Origin of the sequence: Azospira oryzae (assembly GCF_004217225.1) — a bacterium.
Classification (GTDB): Bacteria; Pseudomonadota; Gammaproteobacteria; order Burkholderiales; family Rhodocyclaceae; genus Azospira; species Azospira oryzae.
The window spans coordinates 880,262-906,155 of record NZ_SHKM01000002.1 but is presented as its reverse complement, the minus strand read 5'-3'; the positions used below and the strand labels follow the sequence as shown (position 1 = coordinate 906,155).

The following is a 25,894-nucleotide window of genomic DNA, read 5'->3' as shown; positions in this document are numbered from 1 at the left end:
CCGCCATATCAGGCTCCCGCCTCCTCGTCGTCACCCACATCGGCCACCACATCGGCGCTCTCGATGACGGCGACGAAGCGCAGGTTCAGCTCCAGGGACAGGGTGTCCCAGGACTCCACGCTCAACTTGACCCGCTGGCCCATGGACAGCTCGGGCAGGGACGGCACCCGCTGCATCAGGGGCAGGGGATCGAGCTTGACCAGGTTTTCCTTGCGCACCGTGCCTTCGATTTCCGTCACGCCCTTCTGCTCCAGCCAGCGCAGGCACCAGTAGCGCTCCATGTGGCGCTGGAACTCGGCGTAGGCGGCGTAGGTCAGGTCGAAGTCGCGCATGGCGGCAAAGAGCGCGTCGCTCTTGGCGCCGAAGTGGGGCGCCCGGTCCTGCAGCAGGGTGATCAGCTGCCACTGGTTCACCAGGTCCACATAGCGCCGCAGGGGCGAGGAGGACCAGGCGTACTGGGGCACGCCAAGGCCCTCGTGGGGCAGGGGCGAAGTGGTCATGCGCACCTTGCCGGCGGTCTGGGCGCGGTAGATGCAGGCCACCTTCTTCTCGGCCAGGAGGCCGCCCCAGGTGGCGTTGGCGACGATCATCAGTTCCGCCACCAGCTTGTCCAGGGGACTGCCCCGCTTGCGGGCGCTGATCTCGATGCGGTCGGCGGCGCCAGTCGGATCGCTGGCGTCGGGGAAAACGTCGAAGTTGTAGTCGAAGATACCCTGGGTGGCGGACGGCTTGCCGCGGCGCCCTTCGCAGGCACAGGCCAGCTGCCACAGCAGCTTCAGTTCCTGGGCGAAGCGGAAGTCGCCCAGACCGGCGGCCAGGGTTGCCTCGTTGAAGAGGGGCTCGATTTCGTGGTGGCGCAGGTTGGCCGCCACATGGACCCGCTCCAGGCGGGATTCGTGGCCAACGATCTCCAGGCCCTCATTCACCGTCAGGTACAGGGAGACGGCCGGCCGCGGCTTGCCTTCGGCCAGAGTGTAGGCCTCCACCACGGCATCGGGCAGCATGGTGATCTTGTTGCCGGGCATGTACACGGTGGACAGGCGGTCCCGGGCAATCTGGTCGAGGGCCTCGCCGGGCCCGAAACCGAGGCCGGGGGCGGCGATGTGGATGCCGACGCGCCAGCCGATGCCGGGCAGGGCTTCCAGGGAAAAGGCGTCGTCGATTTCGGTGGTGGCCGCATCGTCAATGGAAAAGGCTTCTACCGAAGCCAGGGGCAGGTCGGCCGGCGCCGTGGGCACGTCCACGGCAGGGAAGCCGGTGCCCTTGGGGAAGTACTCCCGCAGGAAGCGGTTGAAGTGGTAGTCGCGGTGGGACTTGATGGCACCGCATCGGGCCAGCAGATGCGGCGCCGAGGTGTGCAGTTCCTCGCAGGCTGCCTCCAGGGCCTTGGTCTCCGGCTTGTTGCGGTCCGGGGCGTAGAGCAGCTGGTCGAGCAGGGGAGCGAACTCGGGCGGCAGGGAACCGGCCTTCAGCTCCGCCACCATGCGCTCTATGGCCAGCGCTTGCTGACGCTTCTTTTCAAGACCGGCCAGAGCAGCCTGGAGAATGTCGGGAGGGGCCTTGCGGAAGCGACCCTTACCCTTGCGGTGGAAATAGACAGGCGCTGCGTGTAGGGCAAGCAGGACCGATGCCGCCTCGACCGGAGAGGGGTCTTTGCCGACGTAGTCCTTGGCAATATCCAGAAAAGAAAATTCGCCATCCGCACAGCACTCCCAGAGGAATTCGGGTTCGATGTCGTGGGCCAGGGGTTCGGCAGCCTCCAGCAGGGCCCCGGGGGCGGGACTCTGGAAACGCAGCAGGATGGCGGCAGCCTTGACCTTGGTTCGCTTGCCCGACGCGCTTTCCACCTGCAGGGTGGCATCGTTGTCGGCCAGCACGGTGCCCGTCTTGAAGGCGCCGTCTTCTTCAAATAGAACATTCATCGTCGGATTATAACCCGGCGAATTCAAGGATTTGCGGCACAAAGTCGACAAATCGCGTGAAGCTGTGGTCGCCGCCGGCCAGCACCGTCTGGCGGGCATCCCGGTAGCGGGCCACGGCCTGGCGGTAATCCAGCACCTCGTCCCCCTCCTCCACCAGCAGCCAGTAGCGCTCGGGCCGCAGGTCGGCCACTTCCATGGCCTGCAGCTGGGCCACGTGCTCCCGGGTGAACTGGAATTCCTCGCCGGTATAGAGGTTGGTCTGGGGGCCGACGTAATCCGCCAGGGAAAGATGGGCCAGCACCGCCGGATTGACCAGTACGGCCCGCAGGCCGTGGCGTTCCGCCAGCCAGGTGGCGTAGAAGCCGCCGAGGGAGCTGCCCACCAGGGTCAGGGGACCTTCGGCAGCGAGGATGGCCTCGGCCTGGGCCATTGCCTGGCGCGGCTCGTGGGACAGGGCCGGGCAGAAGAAGCGCTCCTGCAGGCCCCGGGCCGCCATGGCCTCGGCCACGGCGCGGGCCTTGAAGGAGGCGGGGGAGGAACGGAAACCGTGGAGATAGAGAATGCCGCTCATGGTGCTGGCCTCACTGGCTTACTTGCATTCCCAGGTGTCGCCGGGAACGAGGGTGGAAGGAAAGTCCCGGCAGAGCCAGGTGCGGGCCGCCTGGCTCCCGCCCAGGGCGGCCTCCCAGAAGGCCAGGCTGGCGCCCTGGATGGCCGTCGCGGCCCGGGGCGGCAGGACGTGGCGGCTGCCCGGATTGCCCGCCAGGGGCATGTGGGCGGCGCCGTCCAGCACCAGCAGGAACTTGTCGCCGCCGGGCATGTGGCGGAAGGGCACGGTGCGGTCGGCGGCGCTGATGTCGTGCAGGCCGATGCCGTCGTCCCGGGTGCCGGTGATGCAGAAGAAGGGGCGCCGGATGCCGGCGAAGCGGGCGTTGAGGGGCGCCTCCTCGCCCCGGGCGGAGGGCGACAGGCCGAGGAAGGCCCGCAGGCGCGGCTCCGCCACCGGCGGCCCATAAGCGCGCCGTTCCCCGGCCATGGCCTGGGTCGTCACCGCGCCATAGGAATGGCCGGCCAGGCCGACACGCTCCAGGTCCACCCCGGCCCAGGCCGGGTCCGTGGCCTGGCGGCGCCAGACTTCGTCGAGAACGAAGCCCAGGTCGGCCAGGCGGGCCAGGGACTGCTCCGGCGTGGTGGCCGCCGTCAGGGCCCGGCGCAGGGCCATGGGACTACCGGCCATGACCGCGGCGTCGCTGCCGGCGTGCTGCAGGGCCAGGCCCCGGTAACCGTGGGAGGCCCAGTGGCGCAGCCAGCGTTCGCCGTTGTCCCGGTCGCCGCCGAGGCCGTGGGAGAAGAGGATCAGGGGCGTGCGGGCGACGCCCTGGGGCAGGTAGTGGCGGCAGGGAATGGGACGCTGGCGGCGCTCGTCGTGCCACACCTCCAGTTCCTCCCGCACCCGGCAGGGGCCGCTGGCGGCGTAGTTGTGGGGGGCTGACATGGGGCAGGTTCGCCGGGGCGGCAGCGCCGCCCCGAAAGGATTGTCCGGCCTAGCCTGCAGACCAGCTGACGGTGCCGCTCCAGGCTGTCCACAGGACGATGCCGCCGAAGACGATGCGGTACCAGGCGAAGGCGGTGAAGTCGTGGCTGCTGATGTAGCGCAGCAGGCCGCGCACGGCGATGAAGGCGGAGACGAAGGCGGCGACGAAGCCGACCACCCACATGCCGACATCGTCGAAGGAGAGCAGCTCCCGCTCCTTGTACAGCTGGTAGAGGGTGGCGATACCCAGGGTGGGGATGGCGAGGAAGAAGGAGAACTCGGTGGCGGCCTTGCGCGACAGGCCGAAGAGCAGGCCGCCGATGATGGTGGCGCCGGAACGGGAGGTGCCGGGAATGAGGGCGAAGGCCTGGGCGATGCCCAGCTTGAAGGCGTCGATCACATCCAGCTCCTCCACCGTCTCCACCCGGATGCGGTGCTTGCGCCGCTCGGCCCAGAGGATGAAGAGACCACCGACGATGAAGGTGGTGGCCACCACGTAGGCATTGAAGAGGTGGGCCTTGATGGCCTTGCCGAAGAGCAGGCCGAGGACGGCCAGGGGGATGAAGGCGATGATCAGGTTGATGACGAAGCGCTGGGCTTCCCGCTCCCGGGGCAGGCCCAGCAGCACCCGGGCGATGCGGGCCCGGTATTCCCAGCAGACGGCCAGGATGGCGCCGGACTGGATGACGATCTCGAACAGCTTGCCCCGGGCGTCGTTGAAGTCGAGCAGGTCCCCCGCCAGGATCAGGTGGCCGGTGGAGGAGATGGGAAGGAATTCGGTGAGGCCCTCGACGATGCCGAGAATGAGGGCCTTGAGCAGCAGCAGGGGATCCATGGGGAGCCGGGGCGGAAGGAAAGAGGGGGGGATTATACCCGCCCCCTCCGCCGGCCCCGACCGGAAGCGACCTTACAGGGGATACCCGGCCATCTTCAGCAGGGCGCCGGTCTCGCACAGGGGCAGGCCCATGACTCCGGTGTAGCTGCCTTCCAGGCGTTCGACGAACATCCCGGCCTTGCCCTGGATGCCGTAGGCGCCGGCCTTGTCCATGGGTTCGCCGCTGGCGATGTACTTGCCGATCTCGGCTTCTTCCAGCTCGCGGAACTGGACGATGCTCTCCGACAGCACGGTCTCGATATGGCCGCTCCAGGCCAGGGAGACGGCGGTCAGCACCCGGTGCCGCTGGCCCGAGAGCAGCTCCAGCATGCGCCGGGCGTCGGCCTCGTCCGTCGGCTTGCCGAGAATCTCGCCCCGGCATTCGACGGTGGTGTCCGCCGCCAGGATCGGCTGGGTCGCCTGGCGCCGCCACACCACCAGCTTGAGGCCGTGCTCGGCCTTGGCCCGGGCCACCCGTTTGACGTAGGCCACCGGGTCCTCGCCCGCCAGGGGCGTCTCGTCCACGGCGCCGTCGGCCCGGGGCGGGTTGCGAAAGAGCAGGGTTTCGAACTGCACGCCCATGAGGGACAGCAGTTCCCGCCGCCGGGGGCTGCGGGAGGCAAGGTAGATGCGGGGGCCGAGGGGGATGGTCATGGCAGTGGGGGAAGGTCAGCCTTCCCGGTGGTAAGGATGGTTACGAATGACGCTGACGGCACGGTAGAGCTGTTCGCACAGGATCAGCCGGGCCATAGCGTGGGGCAGGGTGAGGCTGGACAGGCGCAGCATGGCGCCGCCATTTTGCTGGGCCTCGGCCTTCAGTTCCGGGTCGAGGCCGTCGGCGCCGCCGATGAGCAGGGCGATGTCGCGCCCCTCGCCCATCCAGCCTTCAAGGCGGGCCGCCAGTTTGACGGTGCTCAGATCCTCGCCCCGCTCGTCCAGGGCGACGATGCGACAGCCCCCGGGCAGGGCCGCCCGGATGCGGGCCTTCTCCGCACTCAGCAGCTGCTCCCGGGTTTTCGAGCCCCGGGGCTCGGGCTTGATCTCGACCACGCTCACCGCCATTTCCCGGGGCATGCGCTTGATGTACTCGGCGCAGCCCTCGGCCACCCAGTCCGGCATGCGGTGGCCCACGGCGATGACGCACAGTTTCATGGCTGCCTTCAGGCGGCGGAGGAGCCGCCCTGGCTGCCGGCCTGGCGCCGCACCGGGGCCTTGGCGCCCCACAGCTCTTCCAGGTTGTAGTAGTTGCGCACGGCCGGCTGCATGACATGGACCACGATGTCGCCCAGGTCCACCAGCACCCACTCGCCGGTCTGCTCGCCTTCAATGGAGAGCACCTCGCCGCCGGCTTCCCGCACCTTTTCCTGGACGTTGCGGGCAAGGGACTTGACCTGACGGTTGGAGTCGCCGCTGGCGACCACGACCCGGTCGAACAGGGAGGTGAGCTTGGTGGTGTCGATCACCTCGATATCCTTGCCCTTGATGTCCTCAAGGGCGTCCACGACGATTGCTTGCAGTTTTTGCAGTTCCATCAGGTGCCTAATTGCTGGGGGTTGAAAGATATAGTTGCTGCGCCTGAATATAAGCGATCACCGCTTCAGGCAGCAAATAACGGGGGCTGCGGCCGGCGGCCAGCAGCTGGCGGATCTGGGTGGCGGCGATGGCCAGGGGCGTCATGGGGAAGGTGGCGATGCCGCCGGCGGGGGCGGCCTGCAGCTCCCGGGGGCTGCAGCGGCGGGCCTGGAATTCCCGGGCCAACTCGCCCGGCAGGGCCGCCGGATCGATGGAAAAGCCGGGGCGGTACACCACCGCCACGTGGGCCAGGGCCAGGATGTCCTGCCAGCGGTGCCAGGTGGGCAGGCCGGCGAAGGCGTCGGCGCCGGTGAGCAGCACCAGGGGCTGGGCCGGGCCGCACTCCCGGCGCAGGCGCTCCAGGGTGAGCACCGTGTAGCTGGGGTCGGCGCTGGCCACCTCGGCGCCGTCCACGGCGAAGGCCGGATTGTCCTGCACCGCCAGGCGCACCATCTGCAGCCGCTGCTGGGGCGTGGCCCGGGGCTCGGCCCGATGGGGCGGCCGGCCGGCGGGAATCCAGCGCACCTGGGCCAGGTCGAGATTCTCCAGCGCCTCCTGGGCCAGGCGCAGATGGCCGTGGTGAATGGGGTCGAAGGTGCCGCCGAAGACGCCGATGGGGCGCTGCTCAGGCATGGTCGCCATCGCCGCCGCCCTCTTCCGGCCCTTCCTCGTCGCCCACCGTGGTGGCGAAGGCCGGCGCACCTTCGACGAAGACTTCCCGGTAGCTGACGTAGAAGCTGGCCACCAGGCTCGGCGCCAGGACCAGGATCAGGGGCACCATGACGATGGCCGCCGCCATGCCGGGCCCCAGGATCATGCCCAGCAGGCCCATGGCCAGGGCCGGCACCAGGCCGCTCCACAGCAGGATGGAGAGGCTGTAGGTGAGGAACGGCCGCCAGTTGCGCAGGCAGGCGAAGAAGGAGAAGAAGAGGGCCTTGCCGGCGCCCTGCCGGTGCCAGGCGGCCAGCATGGGGGCGAACCAGAAGGCCATCACCAGGGGCACCACCAGCAGCAGGGCCAGCTGGGTGGCGAGGAGGAATTCAGGATTGTCCGCCGGCAGGTCGCCGTGGTCGCCGCCGATGAACATGAGGCGGAACAGGTCGCCCCCGTCCACCAGGGAGGCCAGGCCCAGGATCAGCAGGGTGCCGCACAGATAGAGCCCGCCCAGGCCCACCAGCACCGGCGCCTGGGGGCGGATGCCGGTGCTCAGGGACTGGGGCGTGACGGCCAGGCCCCGGTCGAGCACGCGGCAGGCGTTCATCAGCACCAGGGACAGGGCCGGCATGGCCAGGTAGGTGATGAGGCTGCCGATGAAGGGCAGGCTGCCCACCAGGGCCAGCAGCATCCAGTAGGTCAGCAGGAGCAGGCTGAGGATGGCCGGATTGCGCCGGAACAGGGCATAGCCTGCGCCAAGCCAGCGCCAGCCGCGGGCGGCGGGAAGGTTCAGTGCCTGCATGGATCAAGCGGTGGGGAAAATATCCCGGTAGGAGGCATAGAGGACGGCGAAGGACACCGGCAGCAGGACGAGGAAACCGAGGCCCATGGGCAGGGCGGCGACGAAGAAGAGCACACCCATGATGAGGCCGAGGACGGTGAAGGGCAGGATGTTCTTCAGGCAGGCGCTGAAGCTGGCCTTGAGGGCGGGCACCGGCTGCATGTGGTTGAAGTAGACCAGGGCCGGGGCGAACCAGAAGGCCATGAACAGGGGGACGGCCAGGGCCAGGCTGATCATCACCGCCAGCAGGACGCCGGCGATGGCCACGCCAAAGCCGCCGGTGGCAGCGCCGCCCACGAGGGAGCCGCCGCCGATGAGCATGCCCACCGCCAGGATGCCGAACCAGCCCAGCATGTAGCACAGGCCCACCACCACCAGCCCGGTGGTTTCCCGGGAGAAGCCGGCGAAGAGGTCGTTCAGTTCCACCTTGCCGCCCTCCTCCTGGCGCCGCACCGCCTGCAGCACGCCGGCGGCCAGCAGGGGCAGCAGCAGGTGGGAGGCCAGGGCGCCGGCCAGGGGCACCATGGCCACCGCCAGGGTCAGCACCAGGAAGACCAGGGCCAGCACCACCCAGGCGCCGGGGGCGCGGGTGAACAGGTCCCAGCCGAAACGCAGCCATTCGATGGCGGCACCGGCCGGCACCACCCGGCAGCTGCCGTCGAAGGGCGGCGGCGCCATGGGAAAGGTGGGCGTGGAATCCGGGGAGCTGGCGTCGGCAGACATGGTAAAAACCGTTGAAAAATCAGGAATGGCGCCATGCTAACGACACGGCGGGGGGTTGGCAATTGGCACCGCCGCGGCGGCGGCCGGAAATCAGTCGATCCAGGGGGCCGCCGGATGGCGGCGACGGGCCAGCAGGAGGTCCCGGAAATGCCGGGGATCCTTCACCAGCACCTGGCGGCCGGCCCGGGGCGCATGGAAGTCCTGCAGGCGCGACAGCCAGAAGCGCAGCGCCGCCCGGCGCAGGAGCCGGGGCCAGGCCCGGGCCTCCGCCGCCTGCAGGGGGCGCCGCCGGTGGTAGGCCTGCAACAGGGCCCGGGTGCGGCCGGGTTCCAGGTTGCCGGCCCCATCCAGGCACCAGTCGTTGGCGGCCACCGCCAGGTCGAACAGCAACTGGTCCCGGGCGGCGAAATAGAAATCCAGCAGGCCGGACAGGCGCTCCCCCTGGAACAGCACATTGTCGCGGAACAGGTCGGCATGGACGATGCCTTCGGGCAAGGCCTCGGCCGGCCCGGCCTGGTAGGCCAGTTCATCCTGCAGCAGGGCCCCATCCTCGTCGCTGAGCAGGGGCAGCACCTGGGCGGCGGCCTGACGGCGCCACGCCTCGCCCCGGGGGTTGTCCTGCACGCCATCGTAGGTGGCGGCGGCCAGATGCAGCCGGGCCAGGGCATCGCCCACGGCAGCGCAGTGGGCCGGGCCCGGCGCCTCCACTTCCTGCCCCGTCAGGCGGGACACCAGCACCGCCGGCTTGCCGGCCAGGGGGCGCAGGATAGCCCCGGCGCCATCGGCCACCGGTGCCGGACAGGGCAGGCCCTGGCGGGCCAGGTGGGCCATCAGGCCCAGGTAGAAATCAAGCTCCGCCGCCCCCAGGGTCTCGAACAGGGTGAGGACCCAGGTGCCGCGGTCGGTGGTGACGAAATAGTTGGTGTTCTGGACGCCGGCGGCGATCCCGGCGAAATCCGCCAGGGCGCCGACGTCGCAGCCGGAAAGCCAGTCCTGCAGCTGCTCCCGGGTGACGGGAGTGAAGACCGACACGACCGGATCAGAAGGTGCCGATCACCCACATGGGGACGCGCACGCCGCTGTCCACCGGGTCCTTGCGGGAGAAGGTGCCGTCGCCCTGGTCGTCCACCAGGTAGTAGGGAACGCCGTGGCTGGGGGTGACCTTGAGCATATAGAGCTTGCCGTTGACCCGGTATTCCTCCACGGTCTCGTTCTCCCGCTTCTTGATGGTCACCTGGGGTTCCATGGCGGCATCGAAGGGCACCATCTCGGGCGGCGGCGGCGGCACCGCCGGCAGGGGCTGCAGGTCGGTACGGCCGGCCTGGGCAAAAGCCGCGCCGGTGCAGACCAGCAGGGAGAGGGAAGCGGCAAGGAGGGAAAGACGACGCATGGGATGGCCTTTGCAAGATAGCCCGATTCGGATGCCCGATTTTATTACAAATTGAGCAGCATCTCCCGCTCGTCGGGCAGGGGGGCAAAGCCGCGGGTCTCGTAGTGCTTGAAAATGGCCTCGACGATCTGGTCCGGCTCGTCGATCACCTGGATCAGGTCTAGGTCGTCCGGCGATACCATGCCCTCGCCCACCAGGCGGTCCTTGAACCATTCCAGAAGGCCGCGCCAGAAGGGCTCGTGCACCAGGATCAGGGGAATCTTGCGGCTCTTGCCGGTCTGGATCAGGGTCAGGGCCTCCAGCACCTCGTCCAGGGTGCCGAAGCCCCCGGGCATGACCACGTAGGCGCTGGCGAACTTGACGAACATGAACTTGCGCGCAAAGAAGTGGCGGAAGGACTGGGAGATGTCCTGGTAGGGATTGGCCATCTGCTCGTGGGGCAGCTGGATGTTGAGACCGATTGAGGGGCTCTTGCCGTGGTAGGCGCCCTTGTTGGCCGCTTCCATGATGCCGGGGCCGCCGCCGGAGATGACCGAGAAGCCGGCATCGGAGAGCTTGCGGGCGATTTCCTCGGTCAGCTGGTAATAGGGCGACTCTGGCTTGATGCGGGCGCTGCCGAAGATGGAGACAGCCGGGCGGATGGCCGCCAGCCGTTCGGTGGCCTCCACGAACTCTGCCATAATGCCGAAAATCCGCCAGGATTCCCGGGCCGACATGGCGCTGGTGATGGTGTCGGGGTCCGCCAGGGGCGGGAGTTTGGTTCTTTCGCTCATTTTTTTGTCTTCTGGATTTTGTTCTTATGCCGATGCTGCTGCTGGTGGACGGATCGTCCTACCTTTACCGCGCCTTCCACGCCCTGCCGGATCTGCGCAACAAGGCAGGAGAGCCTACTGGCGCCATTTACGGCGTGTTGAACATGCTACGCCGGCTGGAAAGCGACTACAAGGCAGAAGGCGTCACCTACAAGGCCGTGGTCTTCGACGCCAAGGGCAAGACCTTCCGCGACGACTGGTACCCGGAATACAAGGCCCAGCGCCCGCCCATGCCCACCGACCTGGTGGCCCAGATCGAACCCCTGCACGCCGCCATCAAGGCTTCCGGCTGGCCGTTGCTGATGGAGGAGGGAGTGGAGGCGGACGACGTCATCGGCACCCTGGCCCGCCAGGCCGAAGCCGCCGGCATGGACGTGGTCATCTCCACCGGCGACAAGGACCTGACCCAGCTGGTCAGCCCCCGGGTGCGCTGGGTCAACACCATGAGCAACGAGGTGCTGGACGAGGCCGGCGTCACCGCCAAGTTCGGCGTCGAGCCGGGCCGCATCGTGGACTACCTGGCCCTCATCGGCGACACGGTGGACAACGTCCCCGGCGTCGCCAAGGTGGGGCCCAAGACCGCTCTCAAGTGGCTGGAACAGTACGGCACCCTGGACAACATCATGGCCAACGCCGAGGCCATCGGCGGCGTGGTGGGCAACAACCTGCGCCAGGCCCTGGACTTCCTGCCCCTGGGCAAAAAGCTGGTGACCGTGGTGTGCGACCTGCCGCTGCCGGAAACCCCGGCCAGCCTGGCGCCCCGCCCCCTGGACAAAGCCGCCCTGGAAGAAATCTTCAGCCGCTACGAATTCAAGACCTGGCTGCGGGAACTGCAGGGCGAAGGTGCGGCCGCCGGCGATGCCGAAGCCGCCGGCGACGCCCCGGCCGGCGCCCATCGCCAGCATTACGAAACCATCCTCACCTGGGAGGCCTTCGAGCGCTGGCTGGCCAAGATCCAGGCCGCCCCCCTGGTGGCCCTGGATACGGAAACCACCAGCCTGGACCCGCTCTCGGCCCGCATCGTCGGCATTTCCTTCGCCCTGACGCCGGGGGAGGCCGCCTACATCCCGGTGGCCCACAACTACCCGGGCGCCCCCGACCAGCTGCCCCGGGAGCAAGTCCTGGCGCGGCTCAAGCCCTGGCTGGAAGCCAGCAACCACGCCAAGCTCGGGCAGAACCTGAAATACGACCAGCACGTCTTCGCCAACCACGACATCGCCCTCAAGGGCATCGTGCACGACACCCTGCTGCAGTCCTACGTGCTGGAAAGCGACAAGGGCCACGACCTGGAACAGCTGGCCCGCCGTCACCTGGGACTGGAGACCATTCCCTACACCGCCCTGTGCGGCAAGGGCGCCAACCAGATCGGCTTCGACCAGGTGGCCATCGACCAGGCTGCCGAATATTCGGCGGAGGATTCGGACCTGACTCTGCGGGTCCATCAAAACCTGTTCCCCGCCATCGCCGCCGATGCCAAGCTCAACTGCATCTACAGCGACATCGAAATGCCGGCCCGGGAAGTGCTGTTCGCCATGGAGCGCCACGGCGTGCTCATCGACAGCGGCCTGCTGCAGGCCCAGAGCAACGAGCTGGGGCGCAAGCTGGTGGAGCTGGAAGCCAAGGCCGTGGAGATCGCCGGCCAGCCCTTCAACCTCAATTCACCCAAGCAGCTGGCGGAGATCCTGTTCACCCAACTGGGCCTGCCGGTGGTGAAGAAGACTCCGGGCGGCGCCCCCTCCACCGACGAGGAAGTGCTCTCCGAACTGGCCCTGGACTACCCCCTGCCCAAAGCCCTGCTCGAATACCGGGGCCTGGCCAAGCTGAAGAGCACCTACACCGACAAGTTGCCGCGCATGGTCAATCCCCATACCGGCCGGGTGCACACCAGCTTCTCCCAGGCCGTGGCCGTCACCGGCCGCCTGGCCTCAAGCGACCCCAATCTGCAGAACATCCCCGTACGCACCGCCGAAGGTCGCCGTATCCGCGCCGCCTTCATCGCCCCGCCGGGCTGCAAGATCGTTTCCGCCGACTATTCCCAGATCGAGCTGCGCATCATGGCCCACCTTTCGGGCGACCATGGCCTGCTCGACGCCTTCGCCAAGGGCGAGGACGTGCACCGGGCCACGGCGGCGGAAATCTTCGGCATCATGCCCCTGGAAGTCACCGCGGAGCAGCGGCGCTACGCCAAGACCATCAACTTCGGCCTCATCTACGGCATGAGCGCCTTCGGCCTGGCCCGCTCCCTGGAAATCGAGCGCAGCGCCGCCCAGACCTATATCGAACGCTACTTCGCCCGCTACCCCGGCGTCGCCCGCTACATGGAGGAAACCCGGGAACTGGCCAAGCGCCAGGGCTATGTGGAAACCGTCTTCGGCCGCCGCCTGTGGCTGCCGGACATCCGCGCCAGCCAGGCCGGCCGCCGCCAGGGCGCCGAGCGGGCCGCCATCAATGCGCCCATGCAGGGCACGGCGGCGGACATCGTCAAACTGGCCATGACCGCCACCGCCCGCTGGCTCGCCGACAGCAGCCTGCAGAGCAGCCTGGTGCTGCAGGTGCACGACGAACTGGTGCTGGAAGTACCGGAAGGGGAACTGGCCCGGGTCCGGGCCGAGCTGCCGGCCATCATGGGCCAGGTGGCCAAACTGGCCGTGCCCCTGGTGGTGGATGTGGGCGTCGGCAACAACTGGGACGAGGCCCACTAAGCGCAGGCAGGCCCCGCGCCGTCCCTCAGGCGGCCCCGGTCAGCCGCAGGAAGGCAGCCTCCACCGTCTCCACGTCCAGGTCCGCCACGTCCTGACTGTCGCTCTGCAGCACCTGGCGGGGCACCGCCCAGGGCTGCCACTGCTCCACCGACGATTTGCCGAACAAGGCCAGCACCGGCTTGCCCTGGGCCGCCGCCACATGCATGGCGCCACCGTCGGCGCAGAGCATGACGTCGGCCAGGGAGAGGCCGGCAATCAGCTCTTCCAGGTGCCGGGTCGGCACCGGTGCCACCGGCAGACCGGCCAGGGCCGCCATGATGCGGCCGGCCTTGGCATCGTCCCCGGGATGCAGGGGATCGTCCTCCGCCCCCGGCGCCCAGAACAGCAGCACCTGGCGCACCACGCCCCGCTCCAGCAGGCGCCGCACCAGTTCGACGAAGCGGGCCTCCGGCCAGCGCTGGGAAGGCTTGCGCGCCGACACGTGCAGAGCCAGACGCAGCCCCTCTCCCGGCACCGCCGGCAGCGCCGCCTGCAGGCGTGCCCGCACGGCGGCATCGGCCACCAGGCGCATGGGACCTGGCGCCGGTACCGGCCCCAGGAACTGCAGCAGGCGCTGGGTTCGTTCCACCTCGTGGCCACCGCCCCGCTCCTCCTGGGCGATGATGCGCCGGGCCCCGATCCAGCGGGCAAAGCCGCTGCCGCCGGCAGAGGCGACCAGGATCAGGTCCAGGCGCCGGCGACGCAGGCCCACCAGCATCTTCAGGGTGCGCCACCAGACGCCGAGGAGGGACTCGCCGGCGGCCCGATGCTTGCCCTTGCAATAGGCGAAGACCGCATCCACATCCGGATTGCCGGCCAGGGCCGGGGCGTTGTAGGAATTGGCGAGGACGCCGATCCAGGCCTGGGGATAGGTCTGGCGCAGGCTCGCCAGCAGGGGGGTGGTGCACAACAGGTCGCCGATGTTGTCGCGGCGGATCACCAGTATCTTCATGCCGTTTCCAGTTCGTTGCGGGCCCATTCGGCCACGCCGCCCAGGCGGCGGGTGAAGGCCGCGAAGGAAAAATTGTCCAGGTGGGCCCGGGCCCGGGCCTCATCCACCCGGTCCTGCCCGTCGCCCCGCAGGCCCAGCAGGACCCGTTCGAAATCCCGCCCCTGGTCCAGCCGGGGGTCGGCGTAGAGGTAGCCGGTCACCCCGTCGACGATGGTCTCGTTGAAGGGCGGCGCCGCCATGGCCAGGACCTTGGTGCCGGCGGCCTGGGCCTCCAGGACATTGAGCCCCAGGGCTTCCTTTTCCGGCAGCCCCGCCACCAGGTAGTCGATGCTCTCGTAGAGGCTGCGCACGTCGCTCTGCTGGCCCCAGAAACGCACCTGGGCCGCCACCGGCGCCAGGGCCCGGCGCAGGTCCCGCACCGAGGCGTAGCCGCCGCTGCCGAAAATATCCAGCTGCACTTCCGGATGTCGGGCCAGTACCGGCGCCAGGGCGGCAAACAACTGGGGAAACTGCTTGATCGGCGTCAGCCGGGAGACCACCCCCAGCACCAGCCCGGGACGGCGCACATAGGGCTGGCGGGGCCGCAGGGCCAGCTGCAGGGGCTCGAAGAAGCCGAACAGGCGATCGCGGAACTTGCGCCGGTCCCAGTCGTACTCCGACTCCCGCTCCACCGGCCGCAAAGCTGCTGACCGGGGCCGCAGGTCTGGGATACCATACAGGGCCTCGCGCCACACCGGAATATTGGCGGCCTGCAGCCCCGCACGGACGTACCCGGAAACCGGGAAGACCATGCGGTAGGGCAGGAACGGCCGGGCACTGCGCTGGTACATGGGCATGTGGGCCATGGAGGTGAGCAGATGCCGCGGTGCCAGTTGCCGCGCCACCTCGTCCGGAAAGGGCGCCTGGTTCAGCACCCAGGCCGCCTGGTCGCCCAGCAGGGCGGGAATTTCCCCGGCGTCGCGCACCGCCACCCGTTCGATACTGGGATTGAGCAGGGAACCCCAGAAAGGCGCGTCGGCATGGCAGACGAGTTTGGCCGCAAGGCCCAGTTCCGCCGCAGCGTGGGCCGTGGCGGCGGTGTACAGCTCGCCGCCGCCCATGTGCTGTTGCAGGTTGATTTGAATGAGTTGCATCGACACTTCCTGCCCTTAAGCGGGCCCGCATCTTCCCGGCAGCCGCAGAAGACAAGACAGTTGGCTATATGGCAAAAGACACCATGAAGGTTCTGATTATAAAACGCGACAAGATCGGGGATATGCTGCTCACCACCCCGATCCTCAAACTGTTGCGGCAAAAGCACCCCCAGGCCACCCTGCATGTCCTGGCCAACGACTACAACGCCTGGGTGCTCGACGGCAATCCGGACGTGGACGAAGTAATCGTCTATCCCCGGGTCCGCCACGACGGCCGGCTGCGCCTCGGCGCCATCTTCAGCCACCTGGCCCTGACCCGGCGCCTCAAGCGCGAACGCTACGACTACGTGGTCATCGCCAACGGTGGCGAATCGCCCCGGGCCATCCGCCGCGGCCTCTCCTACCGGCCGGGCAAGCTGCTGGCCTATGTGGAAAGCGAGCGCTTCCGCCACCATCCCTCACTGCAGGCCATCAGCTCGGACAAGCGCCACGAAAGCGAACGCATGCTGCAACTGTTCGCCCCCCTGGGCCTGGACGGCGACACGCCCCTGCCGCCGCCCCGGCTCAACTTCTCCCCCGCCCAACTGGAAGCGGCCCGCCAATGGCTCGCCACCTGGCAGCAGGGCGCACCGGACAACTTCATCATCATCGGCCTGGGCGCCCGCCGCCGGCAGAAGCAGCCCAGCGCCGAGCAGGTCCGCCGCTGGGCCGACGCCGCCCTGCAACGCTGGGGCACACCGACGGTGGTGGTGTGGACGCCGGGCCAGCGGGACAACCCCCTCTATCCCGGCGACGACGAGCTGGTGGCCCCCCTGCTGGCCGCGCCCCAGCCCCACATCCGCCCCTACAGCGGCAGCCTGCAGACGGTGATCGGCCTCATCGGCCTGTCCCGGGCCAGCCTGTTTCCCGACAGCGGCCTGATGCACATTGCCTCCGCCGCGCCCGGCGGTGTGGTCGGCCTTTTTGCCGACCGCCAGAATTCCGCCGACCCGGACCGCTGGGGCCCGCTGGGCGACCGGGCCATCGTCCTCGAAGCCCCCCACTCGGTGGCCGAGCTGGAGGACGAGGCCGTGCTGGCCGCCCTGGAACGACATCTGCACCCCTGAGCCCAGCCCTCCCGCCAGCCACGAACCTTCGCCCATGCCGACGATGCCGCGCCAGCCCACCCTGCCCCTCTTCGCCTCCCTCTGGATTTTCCTGGCGGTGTTCCTGCTGCCCATGGACAAGGCCATCGCCCTGCGCAACCTGGTCCTGCTACTGGGTCTCGGCCTGTGCCTGTGGCAATGGCGGCAGCTGCTGCCCCGGCTGCGGCAGGATGCCCTGCCCCGCTTCGCCCTTGGCGGCCTGACCGCCTTCATCGCCCTGCTGCTGCTGCAAACCCTGTTCTTTGCCGAAAATCGGGCCTTCTCCGCCAGCGCCATCCTGGGCGAATGGCTGGGAGCCGCCCTGGTGCTGGGCCTTGGCATGGGCGTCGCGCTGCTGGCCGGCGCTCCCCGCCAGGCGGCGGCCCAGGGCATCAGCATGGCCCTGCTGGCCCTGCTGACCCATGTCCTGTGGATGCTGGGCTACCAGCTGCTGCCGGTCTTTTCCGGCCAGCCGCCGCGGCTGGGCCTGATGCCGTTTGCCGAACGGGATTTCCACAGCCAGCTGGTGGCGCCCCTGACCCTGCTGCTGCTGGCCGAAACCGTGCTGCGCAAATGGGACCTGCCCGGGCTGCTGCCCTGGTCCAACCGTGTCCTGCACGGCGCCCTGGTGCTGGCCCTGCTCGGTGTCGTCGGCGTCAATGGCCGCACCACCCTGATCCACATCGGCGCCGGCGGCCTGCTGCTGGTGGCCGCCCTGGTCCTGGCCCATCCGCAGCGGGGCAGCGGCACCCGGCGCAAGGCCGTCCTCGGCGTCGGCATTGCCCTCGCCCTGCTGGCCGCCACCTCCCTGACCCTGGACAAACGCTGGCAGAAGCTGGGGGATTCCTTCGCCGCCGGCCTCAAGGTGCAGGAAAACCGTACCTGGCTCGACGACCGGCGCTACCCCCTGCCCACCCTGCCCTCGGGCCAGGAGGCAGACCACTCGGCCTACCTGCGGGCCGCCTTCGGCACCCTGGCCCTGCAGGGCATCGCCAACCATCCCATGGGTATCGGCTACAGCATCGACGCTTTCGGCCGCGTCATCCTCCTCGACCAGGGCGAGCGGACTGCCATCATCAGCAGCCATTCGAGCATCCTGGACTTCACCCTGGGCACGGGCCTGCTCGGCCTGGCCGGCCTCACCCTGCTGGTTGCCCTGGGTTGCCGCGGTCTCTACCGGCGCTACCGGCAGACGGGCGATACGGCGGCCCTGCTGGCCATGCTGGTGATCGCCAGCTACTACCTGCGTTGCTTCCCGGAGGGCCATCTGAGCGGCTGGCGCCTCAAGCTGACCCTGCTGCTCACCGGCCTGTTGCTGGGGGCCAGCCTGCTACAGCGTAGCCGGGCCGCTGCCCGGCGCTGACCCGCCTCAGGCGCCGTGACGGCGGCGCCAGTCCGCCAGCAGGGCCAGCAGTTCCTCGGCCCGGTGCCGGTAGCTGTGGCACGCCAGGACCCGCCGATAGGCCCGTTCGGCGATGGCCCGGGCTTCGGCAAAATTTCCCAGATAGTAGTCGATGCGCTGCAACGCCTGCTCCAGGTCGGTGTAGTCGGCCCACTCGTCCGCGGCGAAGGCATCGGCCGCGTGCAGGCGATAGTCCGAGAGCAGGAAGCCGCCGCAGGCGGGAATGCCGAAACAGCGCTCCGGCAGGCCGTAGCCCATGGGGGCGCCGTACTCGCAGCCGGCACCGTAGTTGATGTTGATGCGCGAGGTCTGCACCAGTTCCACCTGCTCCGCCACGCTCATGGGCGTACGCGAGGTATCGATGAAGCGGTAATTGATGCCACGGCTCTCCAGGGCCTGGCCCAGGGCGCCGAAGAAGCGCTCCCGCGGCAGGTATTCCTTGTAGCGATCCGCATTCATGGCGCCGAAGAAGGTGACGTCGTAGCGGTAGTTGCCCTCGTCCCGCAGAGACTCCAGGCTGCGGCCGGCCAGGTTGTAGGCGGCGATGTTGGCGCCGTTGTGCAGCAGCGCCACTTCCTTGCCGAAACGCCAGTCGTCGGTGATGGCGTGGGTGGCGTAGATGTCCAGCCCCTCCAGGCGGCTGGCCAGGGCCAGGCGCCAGGGGCGCTTGTTGAGATAGCCCGGCGCATCCCGGTTCCAGGCGATCACCGGCACCCCGGGGCCCAGCACCCGCTTCAGCTTCCAGGCCCGCCAGGGACGGGAGACGTAGTCGTAGAAACCCATCATGCAGCCGGCCACGGCCCCTGCCGGCAACTCGCCGGGGGCCGGCAGACTGCGCCTGACCTCGACACCCAGCGCCGCCAGGGCGTCGTTCAGGGGGGTCGGTTTGGGCGCCAGGTCGAGGAGGATGGGGGGCTCAGCAGGGCAGTTCATGGGCCCGTTCCCGGGGAATGGCCAGCACATTCACCCGCTTGTCGAAAAAGCCCCGCTGGCTCGGCACAAAGGGCATGCCCCGCAGGAACAGCTCGGCGGCCTGGGTCCGGCGCAGGTCCAGCAGCACCGGCTGGCCGCTGGCATCGGTGAGGGCGGGAATGAACAGGGCGTAATCCCGGTCGGCCAGGAACTCCAGGGCCGCCAGTTCCCGGGTCCCCTGCTCCCGCTCGATATCGAACCAGTTCTCCAGGCAAATCACCGGACGGCAGCGCTCCAGGGTCGCTGCGGCGCCCTCCAGCACGTCCAGCTCGTGGCCCTCCACATCGATCTTCATCACATCCAGGCGGGCCAGGGCGAAGGCATCCAGGGGCTTCTTCGGCACCGCCACGCCGGTCTGCTCGCTGGAGACCTTGATCAGGCCGCTGTACTGCCCGTTGCCGACGCCCAGGTAGGCCGTACCCTCGCTGCGGGAAAGGGCCATGGCTTCGGCCTGCAGGCGCGCCCCGTCGATCTGCAGCTGGCTGCGGATGCCGTCCAGGTCGGCAAAGCTCGGTGGGAAGGCCTCGAAAGCCAGCACCCGGCCGTTGAAGCGGGGCGAGGCGGCCACTGCCAGGGCGAAGTAGCCCCAGTTGGCGCCCACATCCACGAACACCCCGTCGGCCGGCAGGAAAGTGAGGATGGCGCCCATCACATCGATCTCATAACCCTTTTCCGCATACTCGTAGATGGCATGGAACTGGGTATTGCGGGCGTCGAAGCTGAACTCCCGGCCCAGGCCTTCGCTGCGGGCCACGCCGAGGGACGGCTGGCCGGCGCGCTGCAGGCGACGGAAGGCGCGGGTGGCGGCCTTCACCCGCAGGCGCTCGATCACGGTCTTCTTGCGGCCATGGGCAATCTCGTAGAGATCGATGCCGCGACTGCGGCGAACCAGGGTGAAGGGCTTGAATTCGGCCACCGCTAGGGGCCGGACCAGGGATTGGGAGGCGGAGCTGGCTGGATTGGACATGGTGGGATGGGAAAGTAAGGAAATCAGGAAGAAAGAGGACCCAGCAGACGGGCGATGGCCGCCTGCACGGCGGGCAGGCCGACCGCCTCCATGCAGCGGGCCCGTTGGCATTCCCGGGGGCTGCGCTGGCAGCGCTCGACCCAGGGCAGGACGCGCTTGAACAGGATGTGCTGGTCGCGGCAGGGGAAACGGGCCTCGCCCACGGCGGCAAAGGGTGCCTCGCTCCAGAAGGCGCCGGCGCCGAAGAGGGCCGGGGAGCCGGGGCCGAACAGGCAGACGGTGGGCACGCCCACCACCTTGCCCAGGTGGGCCACGCCCGTATCCGGGCAGACCAGCAGGCGGGCGCCGGCCAGCAACTGCCACAGCTGGGCCAGATCCAGGGTGCCGGGGAAGGCGGGGTGGCGGCCGGCGGCGTCGATGCCGGCCAGGGCCGCCGTCTCGCCGGGGCCGCAGCTCCACACCGGCTGCAGGCCGCAAGCTTCCAGGTGCTCCGCCAGGGCCTGCCAGTGGGCCGGGGCCCAGTGGCGCAGGGGCGAACCGGCGCCCACGTGCAGCACGGCGTAGGGGCCGGCAGGGCGTTGGAAGGGAGCGGCCGGCGGCGCCGGCCAGTCGGCCGGAGCGTAGCGGCCGGGCGCCGCGGGGGCGGCCAGGCTGGCGAAGATGTCGGCCAGGGCCGTGGGGGCGGCGGGCCAGGGGCGCAGTTCGTCGCAGAGGGCATTCTTCCACGCCGGCCGGTCCGCCGCCAGGGCCGCGATCCAGCGGCTGCCCAGGGCCCGGGCCAGCAGGGCGTGGCGGTTGTCGCCGGGCACCAGGGCCAGGTCGAAGCCGCCCAGGCGGCGGGCCTCGGCATAGAGGTCGGCCAGGGTCTCCGGCTGGCGCGGGTCGAAGGCCAGGGCCCGGACGCCGTAGGGCCGCCCGGCGAAGAGGGGCACCAGGGCCGGGGCGCAGGTGGTGACGATGTCCGCTGCCGGATGCTGGCGACGCAGGGCAGCGAAGAGGGGCGCCAGCATCAGGGTGTCGCCGAGGAGCAGGCGGTGGGCCACCAGGATGGTGGCCGGCGCCCCGGGGGCCCGGCGCGGACCCAGGGAATGGGCCAGGGCCCGGGCCAGCAGGCCCAGGCGACCCTTAGCGCGGCTGTTGCTGGGCGATGGCATGGCGGAAGATGGTCTCCATGCGGTCGAGCATGGTTTCCCGGTCGTAGCCTTCCAGACAGCGCCGCCGCGCCGCCGCGCCCAGCAGCTGGCGGCGTCCGCTGTCGGCCGCCAGTTCCTCCATGCGGGCCTGCAGGGCGGCCACGTCCTTGGTCGGCACCATCAGGGCGGTCTCGCCGTCGCTGGCCAGCTCACTGATGCTGCCCACATCGGTGGTGATGCAGGCCAGGCCGCAGGACATGGCCTGCATCAGGGCCTGGGGCACGCCCTCGTTGGCGTAGGAAGGCAGGATGAAGACGTCCATGGCCCGCAGCCAGGGCTGCACGTCCCGCTGCTCGCCGGCCATGATGACCCGGTCGCCCAGGCCCAGGCGGGCGATCTGCTGCTCCAGGGCCTGCTGCTGGGGGCCGCCGCCGACGATGAGCAGGCGGGCCCGGGGATCGTCGATGCGGGCGAAGGCGTCGATGAGGTAGCTGTGACCCTTCCAGCTGCGCAGGGTGGCGACGATGCCGAAGACGCAGGCGTCTTCCGGCAGGCCCAGCTGGGGCCGCAGGGCGGCCTTCTCCGCCGGCATGGCCGGGCTGAAGTGGCGGGTGTCGATGCCGGTGGGCACGGAGGTGAGATGGTCCGGCGGCATGCCGTTGTCGGCGATCATCCGCCGCTTCAGCAGTTCACCGGTGACGGCGATGTGGGCCGAGGCCTTGAGGTACAGCCAGCGGGTGCTGCGGTTGTTGGGGATGGGCACCGAGACGTGGCGGGTGCGCACCAGGGGCGGCGCCTTGGCCAGGGTGGCGCAGGCCAGGGCGGCCAGCCAGCTGTCGGTGGAGCTGTGGGTGTTGATGACGTCCACCGGATTGGCGGCCAGCCAGCGGCGCATGGCGAAAAAGCCGGGCAGGCGCTTGCGGCCGATGGGCAGGGCCACCACCGGCACGCCCCGGCCCGGGGCTTCCTGGTAGATGCGGGATTCGGGCGGACACAGCAGCACCACCTCATGGCCCCGCTCGATCATGCCGGCGGCTTCGGAGAGGATGCGGATCTCCTGGCCGCCCCAGCCGCAGGAGGCTTCGGTGTGCACGATCTTCATCACGCCACCTCCGCGAACTGGAGGCGATAAAGACTGGCGTAGGCCCCTTCCCGGGCCAGTAGCTCGGCGTGGGTGCCCTGCTCGACGATGGCGCCCTGGGCCAGGACGACGATCTTGTCGGCGCTTTCGATGGTGGACAGGCGGTGGGCGATGACCAGGGTGGTGCGGTTCTGCATGAGGGTTTCCAGGGCGGCCTGCACCGCCCGTTCCGATTCGTTGTCCAGGGCCGAGGTGGCCTCGTCGAGGATGAGCACCGGGGCGTCCTTGAGCAGGGCCCGGGCGATGGCCAGGCGCTGCCGCTGGCCGCCGGAGAGGCGGCTGCCGTTTTCGCCGATGACCGTATCGAAGCCTTCCGGCAGGGCCCGGATGAAATCCAGGGCGTGGGCCGCTTCCGCCGCCGCCTCGATCTGCTCCCGGCTGGCATCGGCAGTGGCACCGTAGGCGATGTTGGCCGCCACCGTGTCGTTGAACAGCAGCACGTCCTGGCTGACATAGGCGATGTTGCGGCGCAGGCTCTCCAGGCTCAGTTCCTGCAGGTCGTGGCCGTCCAGGCGCAGGCAGCCGCTGTCCGGGTTGTAGAAGCGGGGCACCAGGGCCGCCAGGGTGGACTTGCCGCCGCCGGACTGGCCCACCAGGGCCACGGTCTGGCCGGGAGCGATGTCCAGGGAGACGCCGGCCAGGGCATCCCGCTCGGCACCGGGGTAGCGGAAGGTGACCTGTTCCAGGGTGATGCGGCCTTCGGCCCGGCCCAGGCGGGTCTGGCCCGGATCGGCCTCGGGCGCCTCGTCGAGCAGCTGGAAGACGCTCTCGGCAGACGCCAGGCCGCGCTGCAGGGGGGCGCTGACGTCGGCCAGGCGGCGCAGGGGCGCCAGCAGCATGAGCAGGGCGGTGATGAAGGAGACGAAGCTGCCGACGGAGGTGCTGCCGGAGGCGGACTGGGTCAGGGCCACATAGACGACGATGGCCAGGGCGATGGAGGCGAAGATGTGGGTGATGGGGCTGGTGGCGGAGGAGGCCACGGCCTGGCGCATGCCCTGGCGCCGCACCTCGTTGTTGATCTGGCCGAAGCGGCCGGCCTCCTGGGCCTCGCCGCCGAAGACCTTGATCACCCGGGCGCAGTGGGAGGTTTCCTGCAGGGCTTCCACCATGCGCGCCACGGCCTCCTGGGAGCCGCGACTGGCGCGGCGCATGCGCCAGGAGAAGGTGCGCATGGACCAGGCGATGGCGGGAATGAGGGCGAAGCAGACCAGGGTCAGCTGCCAGTTGAGCCACAGCAGCCAGCCGAGCAGGCCCACCACCGAGAGGCCGTCGCGCAGGATGGTCACCACCACGTTGGTGGCGGCCACGGCGACGCCGTTCACGTCGTAGGCGATCTTGGTCAGGGGCACGCTGGAGCCGTGCTTCTGGAAATAGGCGATGGGCAGGCGCACCAGGCGCTGGTACATCTCGTCCCGGATGTCGGTCACCACCCGGTTGGAGACCCAGGAGAAGCCGTAGGAGGAGAAGTAGCTGAAGATGCTGCGCAGGATGAAGACGCCGACGATGCCCAGGGGAATCCAGATGGGATTGCCGAAGCTGCCCGACTTGATGAAGCCCTCGTCCAGCAGGGGCTTCATCAGGGCCGGGAAGAGGGGCTCGGTGGCCGCCAGGATGGCGGTGGCCCCCAGGGACAGCGCCACCGCCTTCCAGTACGGGCGCACATACCCGAGGAGGCGGAAATAGAGGGCGCGGGTGTTGAGGTCTTGACGGCTCATAGGGGTGAGGCGGAGGAAACCGCGATTATAGCCGCTCGGCTAGGCCAGGCTGCGGTAAAGGGCCACCAGCCGCTCGGCCATGGCGGCGAGGGAGAGGTCCTGCACCGAAGCCCGGGCCGCATCCCGCATGGCGGCGGCCCGGCCCGGTGCGGCCAGGGCTTCCAGGTGGCGGGTGAGCAGGGGCAGGTCGAGGGCGTCGCCCACGTAGCCGTTCTCCCCCTCCCGGATGCGGGCGGCGATGCCGCAGCTGGTGCTGGTGATGGTGGGCAGGCCGCAGGCCAGGGCCTCCAGGGCGGCGTTGGGCATGGGGTCGTAGAGGGTGGGCAGGACGAAGGCATCGGCGGCGCCGTAATAGGGCCGCACATCCTTCTGGGGGCCAGTAAAGACGACCCGTTCGCCGATGCCAAGGCTGTCAGCCAGGCGGGACATGGCTTTCAGGCTGCGGTCCCCGCCCACGACCAGCAGGTGCGCCTCCTGGCTGGCCATGGCGGCGAAGGCCCGCAGCAGGCGGGGGACGCCCTTGCGCTCGAAACCGCCACCGACGTAGAGAAACAGGGGCGCCTCCGCCGCAATGCCGAGGCGGCCCCGCAGCTCCACCCGGTGGGCGGCGGCCAGGCGGGGGTGGAAATGCTCCAGGTCCACCCCGTTTTCGATCAGCACCAGCTTTTCTTCCGGCACCCCGTAGTAGCGCTGCATCTCTTCTGCCACCAGGCGGGAATTGCAGATCACCCGGGCCAGGGCCGGGTGGGTCAGCATGGCCCGCTCCTGGGCCAGGATGTAGCGGTGGAAGCCGGAGAGCCGGTCCAGCCAGCGGGTCAGGCCGCCCCGGGCCCGGGCCCGGGCCCGGTGCTCCAGCCAGGCGGCATGGACCCCGTCGCCGGCGCGGAAAATGCGGCAGCCGGGAATGCGTTCGTGGCTCTGAGTGATGTCGAAGCCGCCCTCGGCCATGGCCTGCTGGGCGCAGCGGGCGAAGGAGGCATCCCGGGCGGCACGGCCGCCCCACAGGCGCGAATAGGGCGGATCGCAGGTGATCTGGGCGAAGCCGGCAGCAGGGGCGCCATCCCAGGAGCGGGTGATGAGGGTGACCTGGGCCCCTTCCTGCACCAGGGCCCCCAGGGCCCGCTCGACGAAGCGCTCGGCGCCGCCGTAGGGGTTGTAGCGCTGACGGACGATGGCGATTTTCAAACGGCAGGCTCCGCCAGCAGTTCCCGGGCGGCGGCCAGCACCGTGGCCGGCGGCAGGGAGACCAGGCAGTCGCTGACCTTGCCGCCGCCGCAGCCGTCGATGCCGCAGGGGCGGCAGGGATGGTCCTGGCTGACGATGACCCGGGAGGGCACGCCCCAGGGGCCCCATTCCTTGTCGCCGGAAGGGCCGAAGAGGGCCACCACGGGCGTGCCCATGGCGGCGGCGATGTGCATGGGGGCCGAGTCCACGCCGATGAAGAGGCGGGCCCGGCCGGCCAGGGCCGCCAGTTCCTTCAAACTCAGCTGGCCGGAGAGGTCCACCGCGGAACGAGCCAGGCCGGCCTGGATGGCGGCCACCATCTCCCGCTCGGCAGGGTCCGGCGCGGCGGAGATCACCACCGGCCAGCCCTCGGCCTGGAGGCCGTTGATGACGGCAGCCATGGCCTCCGCAGTCCAGCACTTGAAGCGCCAGCGGGAGGCGGGATGCAGATGCACGAAGGGCTTGCCGCCCAGGCCCTGGTCCGCCAGCAGCTGGCCCACCCGGCGCTCCGCTTCCATGCCGGGCACCAGGGACAGGCGCCGCTGATCCGGCGCCGGATAGAGGCCGATGCGGCGCAGGGCGTCCAGGTTGCGTTCCACCGTGTGGCGCAGGGCATTGCCCGGAGCGCCGACGAAATGGGTGAAGCTGTTCTGCCAGAAACCGCCCCGGCCCCTCACCTTGGGCCCCACGGCCCAGCGGGCGCCGACGGCCCGGGCCAGCCAGGCGCCCCGGGGATGGTCGGTGAGGTGGATCACCAGGTCGTAACCGGGATGGCGCAGGCTCTGCAACAGCTGCCATTCGGCCCGCAGGTGGCCCCAGGGGCCGAGCTTCTTCCATTGCCGGTCGATGCAGTGCACGGTGTCGATGGCCGGATGCTGGCTCAGCATCTCCGCCGTGTCCCGGTACACCAGGGCGTCGAGGCGGGCCTGGGGCGCCGCCGCCTTGAGGGCGGCGAACACCGGCGCCGACAGCAGCACGTCGCCGTGGTGGCGCAGCTTGATCACCAGGGCGCGGCGCACCTGGTCGAGGGGGACGGCATCGGGAAGATAGGTTTCGGCCATGGCTCGG

Annotated in this window: 25 protein-coding genes; 3 read left to right on the top strand and 22 right to left on the bottom strand. The window is 69.5% G+C overall.

The annotated features are described in order from the left end of the window. Nucleotides 1-8: 8 nt before the first annotated feature. From EV678_RS13400 to EV678_RS13340, 13 genes are all read right to left on the bottom strand, one after another. Nucleotides 9-1,922 (bottom strand): ribonuclease catalytic domain-containing protein, encoded by a 1,914-nt coding sequence (locus EV678_RS13400; protein WP_130459866.1) that lies wholly within the window; start codon nucleotides 1,920-1,922, stop codon nucleotides 9-11. A 7-nt stretch (nucleotides 1,923-1,929) separates the two neighbouring features. Next, on the bottom strand, nucleotides 1,930-2,493 hold the full coding sequence (locus EV678_RS13395) for a YqiA/YcfP family alpha/beta fold hydrolase (RefSeq protein WP_130459865.1): 564 nt from the start codon (nucleotides 2,491-2,493) through the stop codon (nucleotides 1,930-1,932). Nucleotides 2,494-2,511: 18 nt separating this feature from the next. Beyond that, on the bottom strand, nucleotides 2,512-3,417 hold the full coding sequence (locus EV678_RS16495; RefSeq protein WP_130459864.1) for an alpha/beta hydrolase family protein: 906 nt from the start codon (nucleotides 3,415-3,417) through the stop codon (nucleotides 2,512-2,514). A gap of 49 nt (nucleotides 3,418-3,466) precedes the next feature. Further along, on the bottom strand, nucleotides 3,467-4,291 hold the full coding sequence (locus tag EV678_RS13385) for an undecaprenyl-diphosphate phosphatase (RefSeq protein WP_014235564.1): 825 nt from the start codon (nucleotides 4,289-4,291) through the stop codon (nucleotides 3,467-3,469). A 72-nt stretch (nucleotides 4,292-4,363) separates the two neighbouring features. Further along, nucleotides 4,364-4,984, bottom strand: coding sequence for a Maf family protein (locus tag EV678_RS13380; protein WP_130459863.1), 621 nt, complete (start codon nucleotides 4,982-4,984; stop codon nucleotides 4,364-4,366). Between the two features lie 15 nt (nucleotides 4,985-4,999). Beyond that, nucleotides 5,000-5,482 (bottom strand): 23S rRNA (pseudouridine(1915)-N(3))-methyltransferase RlmH, encoded by a 483-nt coding sequence (gene rlmH, locus EV678_RS13375; RefSeq protein ID WP_130459862.1) that lies wholly within the window; start codon nucleotides 5,480-5,482, stop codon nucleotides 5,000-5,002. Between the two features lie 8 nt (nucleotides 5,483-5,490). Continuing rightward, entirely contained in the window at nucleotides 5,491-5,862 is a 372-nt protein-coding gene (gene rsfS / locus EV678_RS13370) for a ribosome silencing factor (protein ID WP_014235567.1), read from the bottom strand. Between the two features lie 7 nt (nucleotides 5,863-5,869). Next, complete coding sequence (gene nadD, locus EV678_RS13365; RefSeq protein WP_130459861.1) at nucleotides 5,870-6,544, bottom strand: nicotinate-nucleotide adenylyltransferase; 675 nt, start codon at nucleotides 6,542-6,544, stop codon at nucleotides 5,870-5,872. After that, a complete protein-coding gene (locus EV678_RS13360) occupies nucleotides 6,528-7,358 on the bottom strand; it encodes a BPSS1780 family membrane protein (protein WP_130459860.1) in 831 nt (276 codons plus the stop codon). The genes nadD and EV678_RS13360 overlap by 17 nt, the downstream gene beginning before the upstream one ends. 3 nt (nucleotides 7,359-7,361) lie before the next feature. Continuing rightward, nucleotides 7,362-8,120 (bottom strand): BPSS1780 family membrane protein, encoded by a 759-nt coding sequence (locus EV678_RS13355; RefSeq protein WP_014235570.1) that lies wholly within the window; start codon nucleotides 8,118-8,120, stop codon nucleotides 7,362-7,364. Between the two features lie 90 nt (nucleotides 8,121-8,210). Further along, nucleotides 8,211-9,152, bottom strand: a complete 942-nt coding sequence (locus EV678_RS13350; RefSeq protein WP_130459859.1) for a homoserine kinase — start codon at nucleotides 9,150-9,152, stop codon at nucleotides 8,211-8,213. A 7-nt stretch (nucleotides 9,153-9,159) separates the two neighbouring features. Further along, on the bottom strand, nucleotides 9,160-9,510 hold the full coding sequence (locus EV678_RS13345) for a DUF2782 domain-containing protein (protein WP_014235572.1): 351 nt from the start codon (nucleotides 9,508-9,510) through the stop codon (nucleotides 9,160-9,162). A gap of 44 nt (nucleotides 9,511-9,554) precedes the next feature. After that, nucleotides 9,555-10,283, bottom strand: coding sequence for an LOG family protein (locus tag EV678_RS13340; RefSeq protein WP_014235573.1), 729 nt, complete (start codon nucleotides 10,281-10,283; stop codon nucleotides 9,555-9,557). Between the two features lie 26 nt (nucleotides 10,284-10,309). Here EV678_RS13340 and polA point away from each other — a divergent pair, with 26 nt between their 5' ends. After that, nucleotides 10,310-13,024, top strand: a complete 2,715-nt coding sequence (polA, locus tag EV678_RS13335; RefSeq protein WP_130459858.1) for a DNA polymerase I — start codon at nucleotides 10,310-10,312, stop codon at nucleotides 13,022-13,024. A 25-nt stretch (nucleotides 13,025-13,049) separates the two neighbouring features. Here the strand turns inward: polA and EV678_RS13330 are convergent, their stop codons facing one another. After that, nucleotides 13,050-14,015 (bottom strand): glycosyltransferase family 9 protein, encoded by a 966-nt coding sequence (locus EV678_RS13330; protein WP_130459857.1) that lies wholly within the window; start codon nucleotides 14,013-14,015, stop codon nucleotides 13,050-13,052. Further along, entirely contained in the window at nucleotides 14,012-15,148 is a 1,137-nt protein-coding gene (locus EV678_RS13325) for a glycosyltransferase (RefSeq protein WP_014235576.1), read from the bottom strand. The genes EV678_RS13330 and EV678_RS13325 overlap by 4 nt, the downstream gene beginning before the upstream one ends. A gap of 122 nt (nucleotides 15,149-15,270) precedes the next feature. Between EV678_RS13325 and EV678_RS13320 the strand changes: the two genes are divergently transcribed. Next, entirely contained in the window at nucleotides 15,271-16,254 is a 984-nt protein-coding gene (locus EV678_RS13320) for a glycosyltransferase family 9 protein (RefSeq protein WP_165397517.1), read from the top strand. A gap of 34 nt (nucleotides 16,255-16,288) precedes the next feature. Continuing rightward, a complete protein-coding gene (locus EV678_RS13315) occupies nucleotides 16,289-17,635 on the top strand; it encodes an O-antigen ligase family protein (RefSeq protein WP_130459855.1) in 1,347 nt (448 codons plus the stop codon). Between the two features lie 6 nt (nucleotides 17,636-17,641). Here the strand turns inward: EV678_RS13315 and EV678_RS13310 are convergent, their stop codons facing one another. Genes EV678_RS13310 through rfaQ form a run of 7 tightly spaced genes read right to left on the bottom strand, consistent with a single transcriptional unit; the run spans nucleotide 17,642 to nucleotide 25,887 of the window. Beyond that, nucleotides 17,642-18,607, bottom strand: a complete 966-nt coding sequence (locus tag EV678_RS13310) for a glycosyltransferase family protein (RefSeq protein WP_165397516.1) — start codon at nucleotides 18,605-18,607, stop codon at nucleotides 17,642-17,644. After that, nucleotides 18,591-19,613, bottom strand: coding sequence for an FkbM family methyltransferase (locus tag EV678_RS13305; RefSeq protein ID WP_165397515.1), 1,023 nt, complete (start codon nucleotides 19,611-19,613; stop codon nucleotides 18,591-18,593). The genes EV678_RS13310 and EV678_RS13305 overlap by 17 nt, the downstream gene beginning before the upstream one ends. A gap of 23 nt (nucleotides 19,614-19,636) precedes the next feature. Continuing rightward, complete coding sequence (locus tag EV678_RS13300; protein ID WP_130459852.1) at nucleotides 19,637-20,767, bottom strand: glycosyltransferase family 9 protein; 1,131 nt, start codon at nucleotides 20,765-20,767, stop codon at nucleotides 19,637-19,639. Beyond that, complete coding sequence (locus EV678_RS13295) at nucleotides 20,739-21,848, bottom strand: glycosyltransferase family 4 protein (protein WP_130459851.1); 1,110 nt, start codon at nucleotides 21,846-21,848, stop codon at nucleotides 20,739-20,741. The genes EV678_RS13300 and EV678_RS13295 overlap by 29 nt, the downstream gene beginning before the upstream one ends. After that, a complete protein-coding gene (gene msbA / locus EV678_RS13290) occupies nucleotides 21,848-23,602 on the bottom strand; it encodes a lipid A export permease/ATP-binding protein MsbA (protein ID WP_130459850.1) in 1,755 nt (584 codons plus the stop codon). Before msbA ends, EV678_RS13295 begins: the two co-directional genes overlap by 1 nt. 39 nt (nucleotides 23,603-23,641) lie before the next feature. Next, complete coding sequence (locus tag EV678_RS13285; protein WP_130459849.1) at nucleotides 23,642-24,787, bottom strand: glycosyltransferase family 4 protein; 1,146 nt, start codon at nucleotides 24,785-24,787, stop codon at nucleotides 23,642-23,644. Then, the gene (rfaQ, locus tag EV678_RS13280) at nucleotides 24,784-25,887 is read right to left on the bottom strand and encodes a putative lipopolysaccharide heptosyltransferase III (RefSeq protein ID WP_130459848.1); all 1,104 of its coding nucleotides are present in this window, start codon (nucleotides 25,885-25,887) and stop codon (nucleotides 24,784-24,786) included. Before rfaQ ends, EV678_RS13285 begins: the two co-directional genes overlap by 4 nt. Nucleotides 25,888-25,894 lie beyond the last annotated feature (7 nt).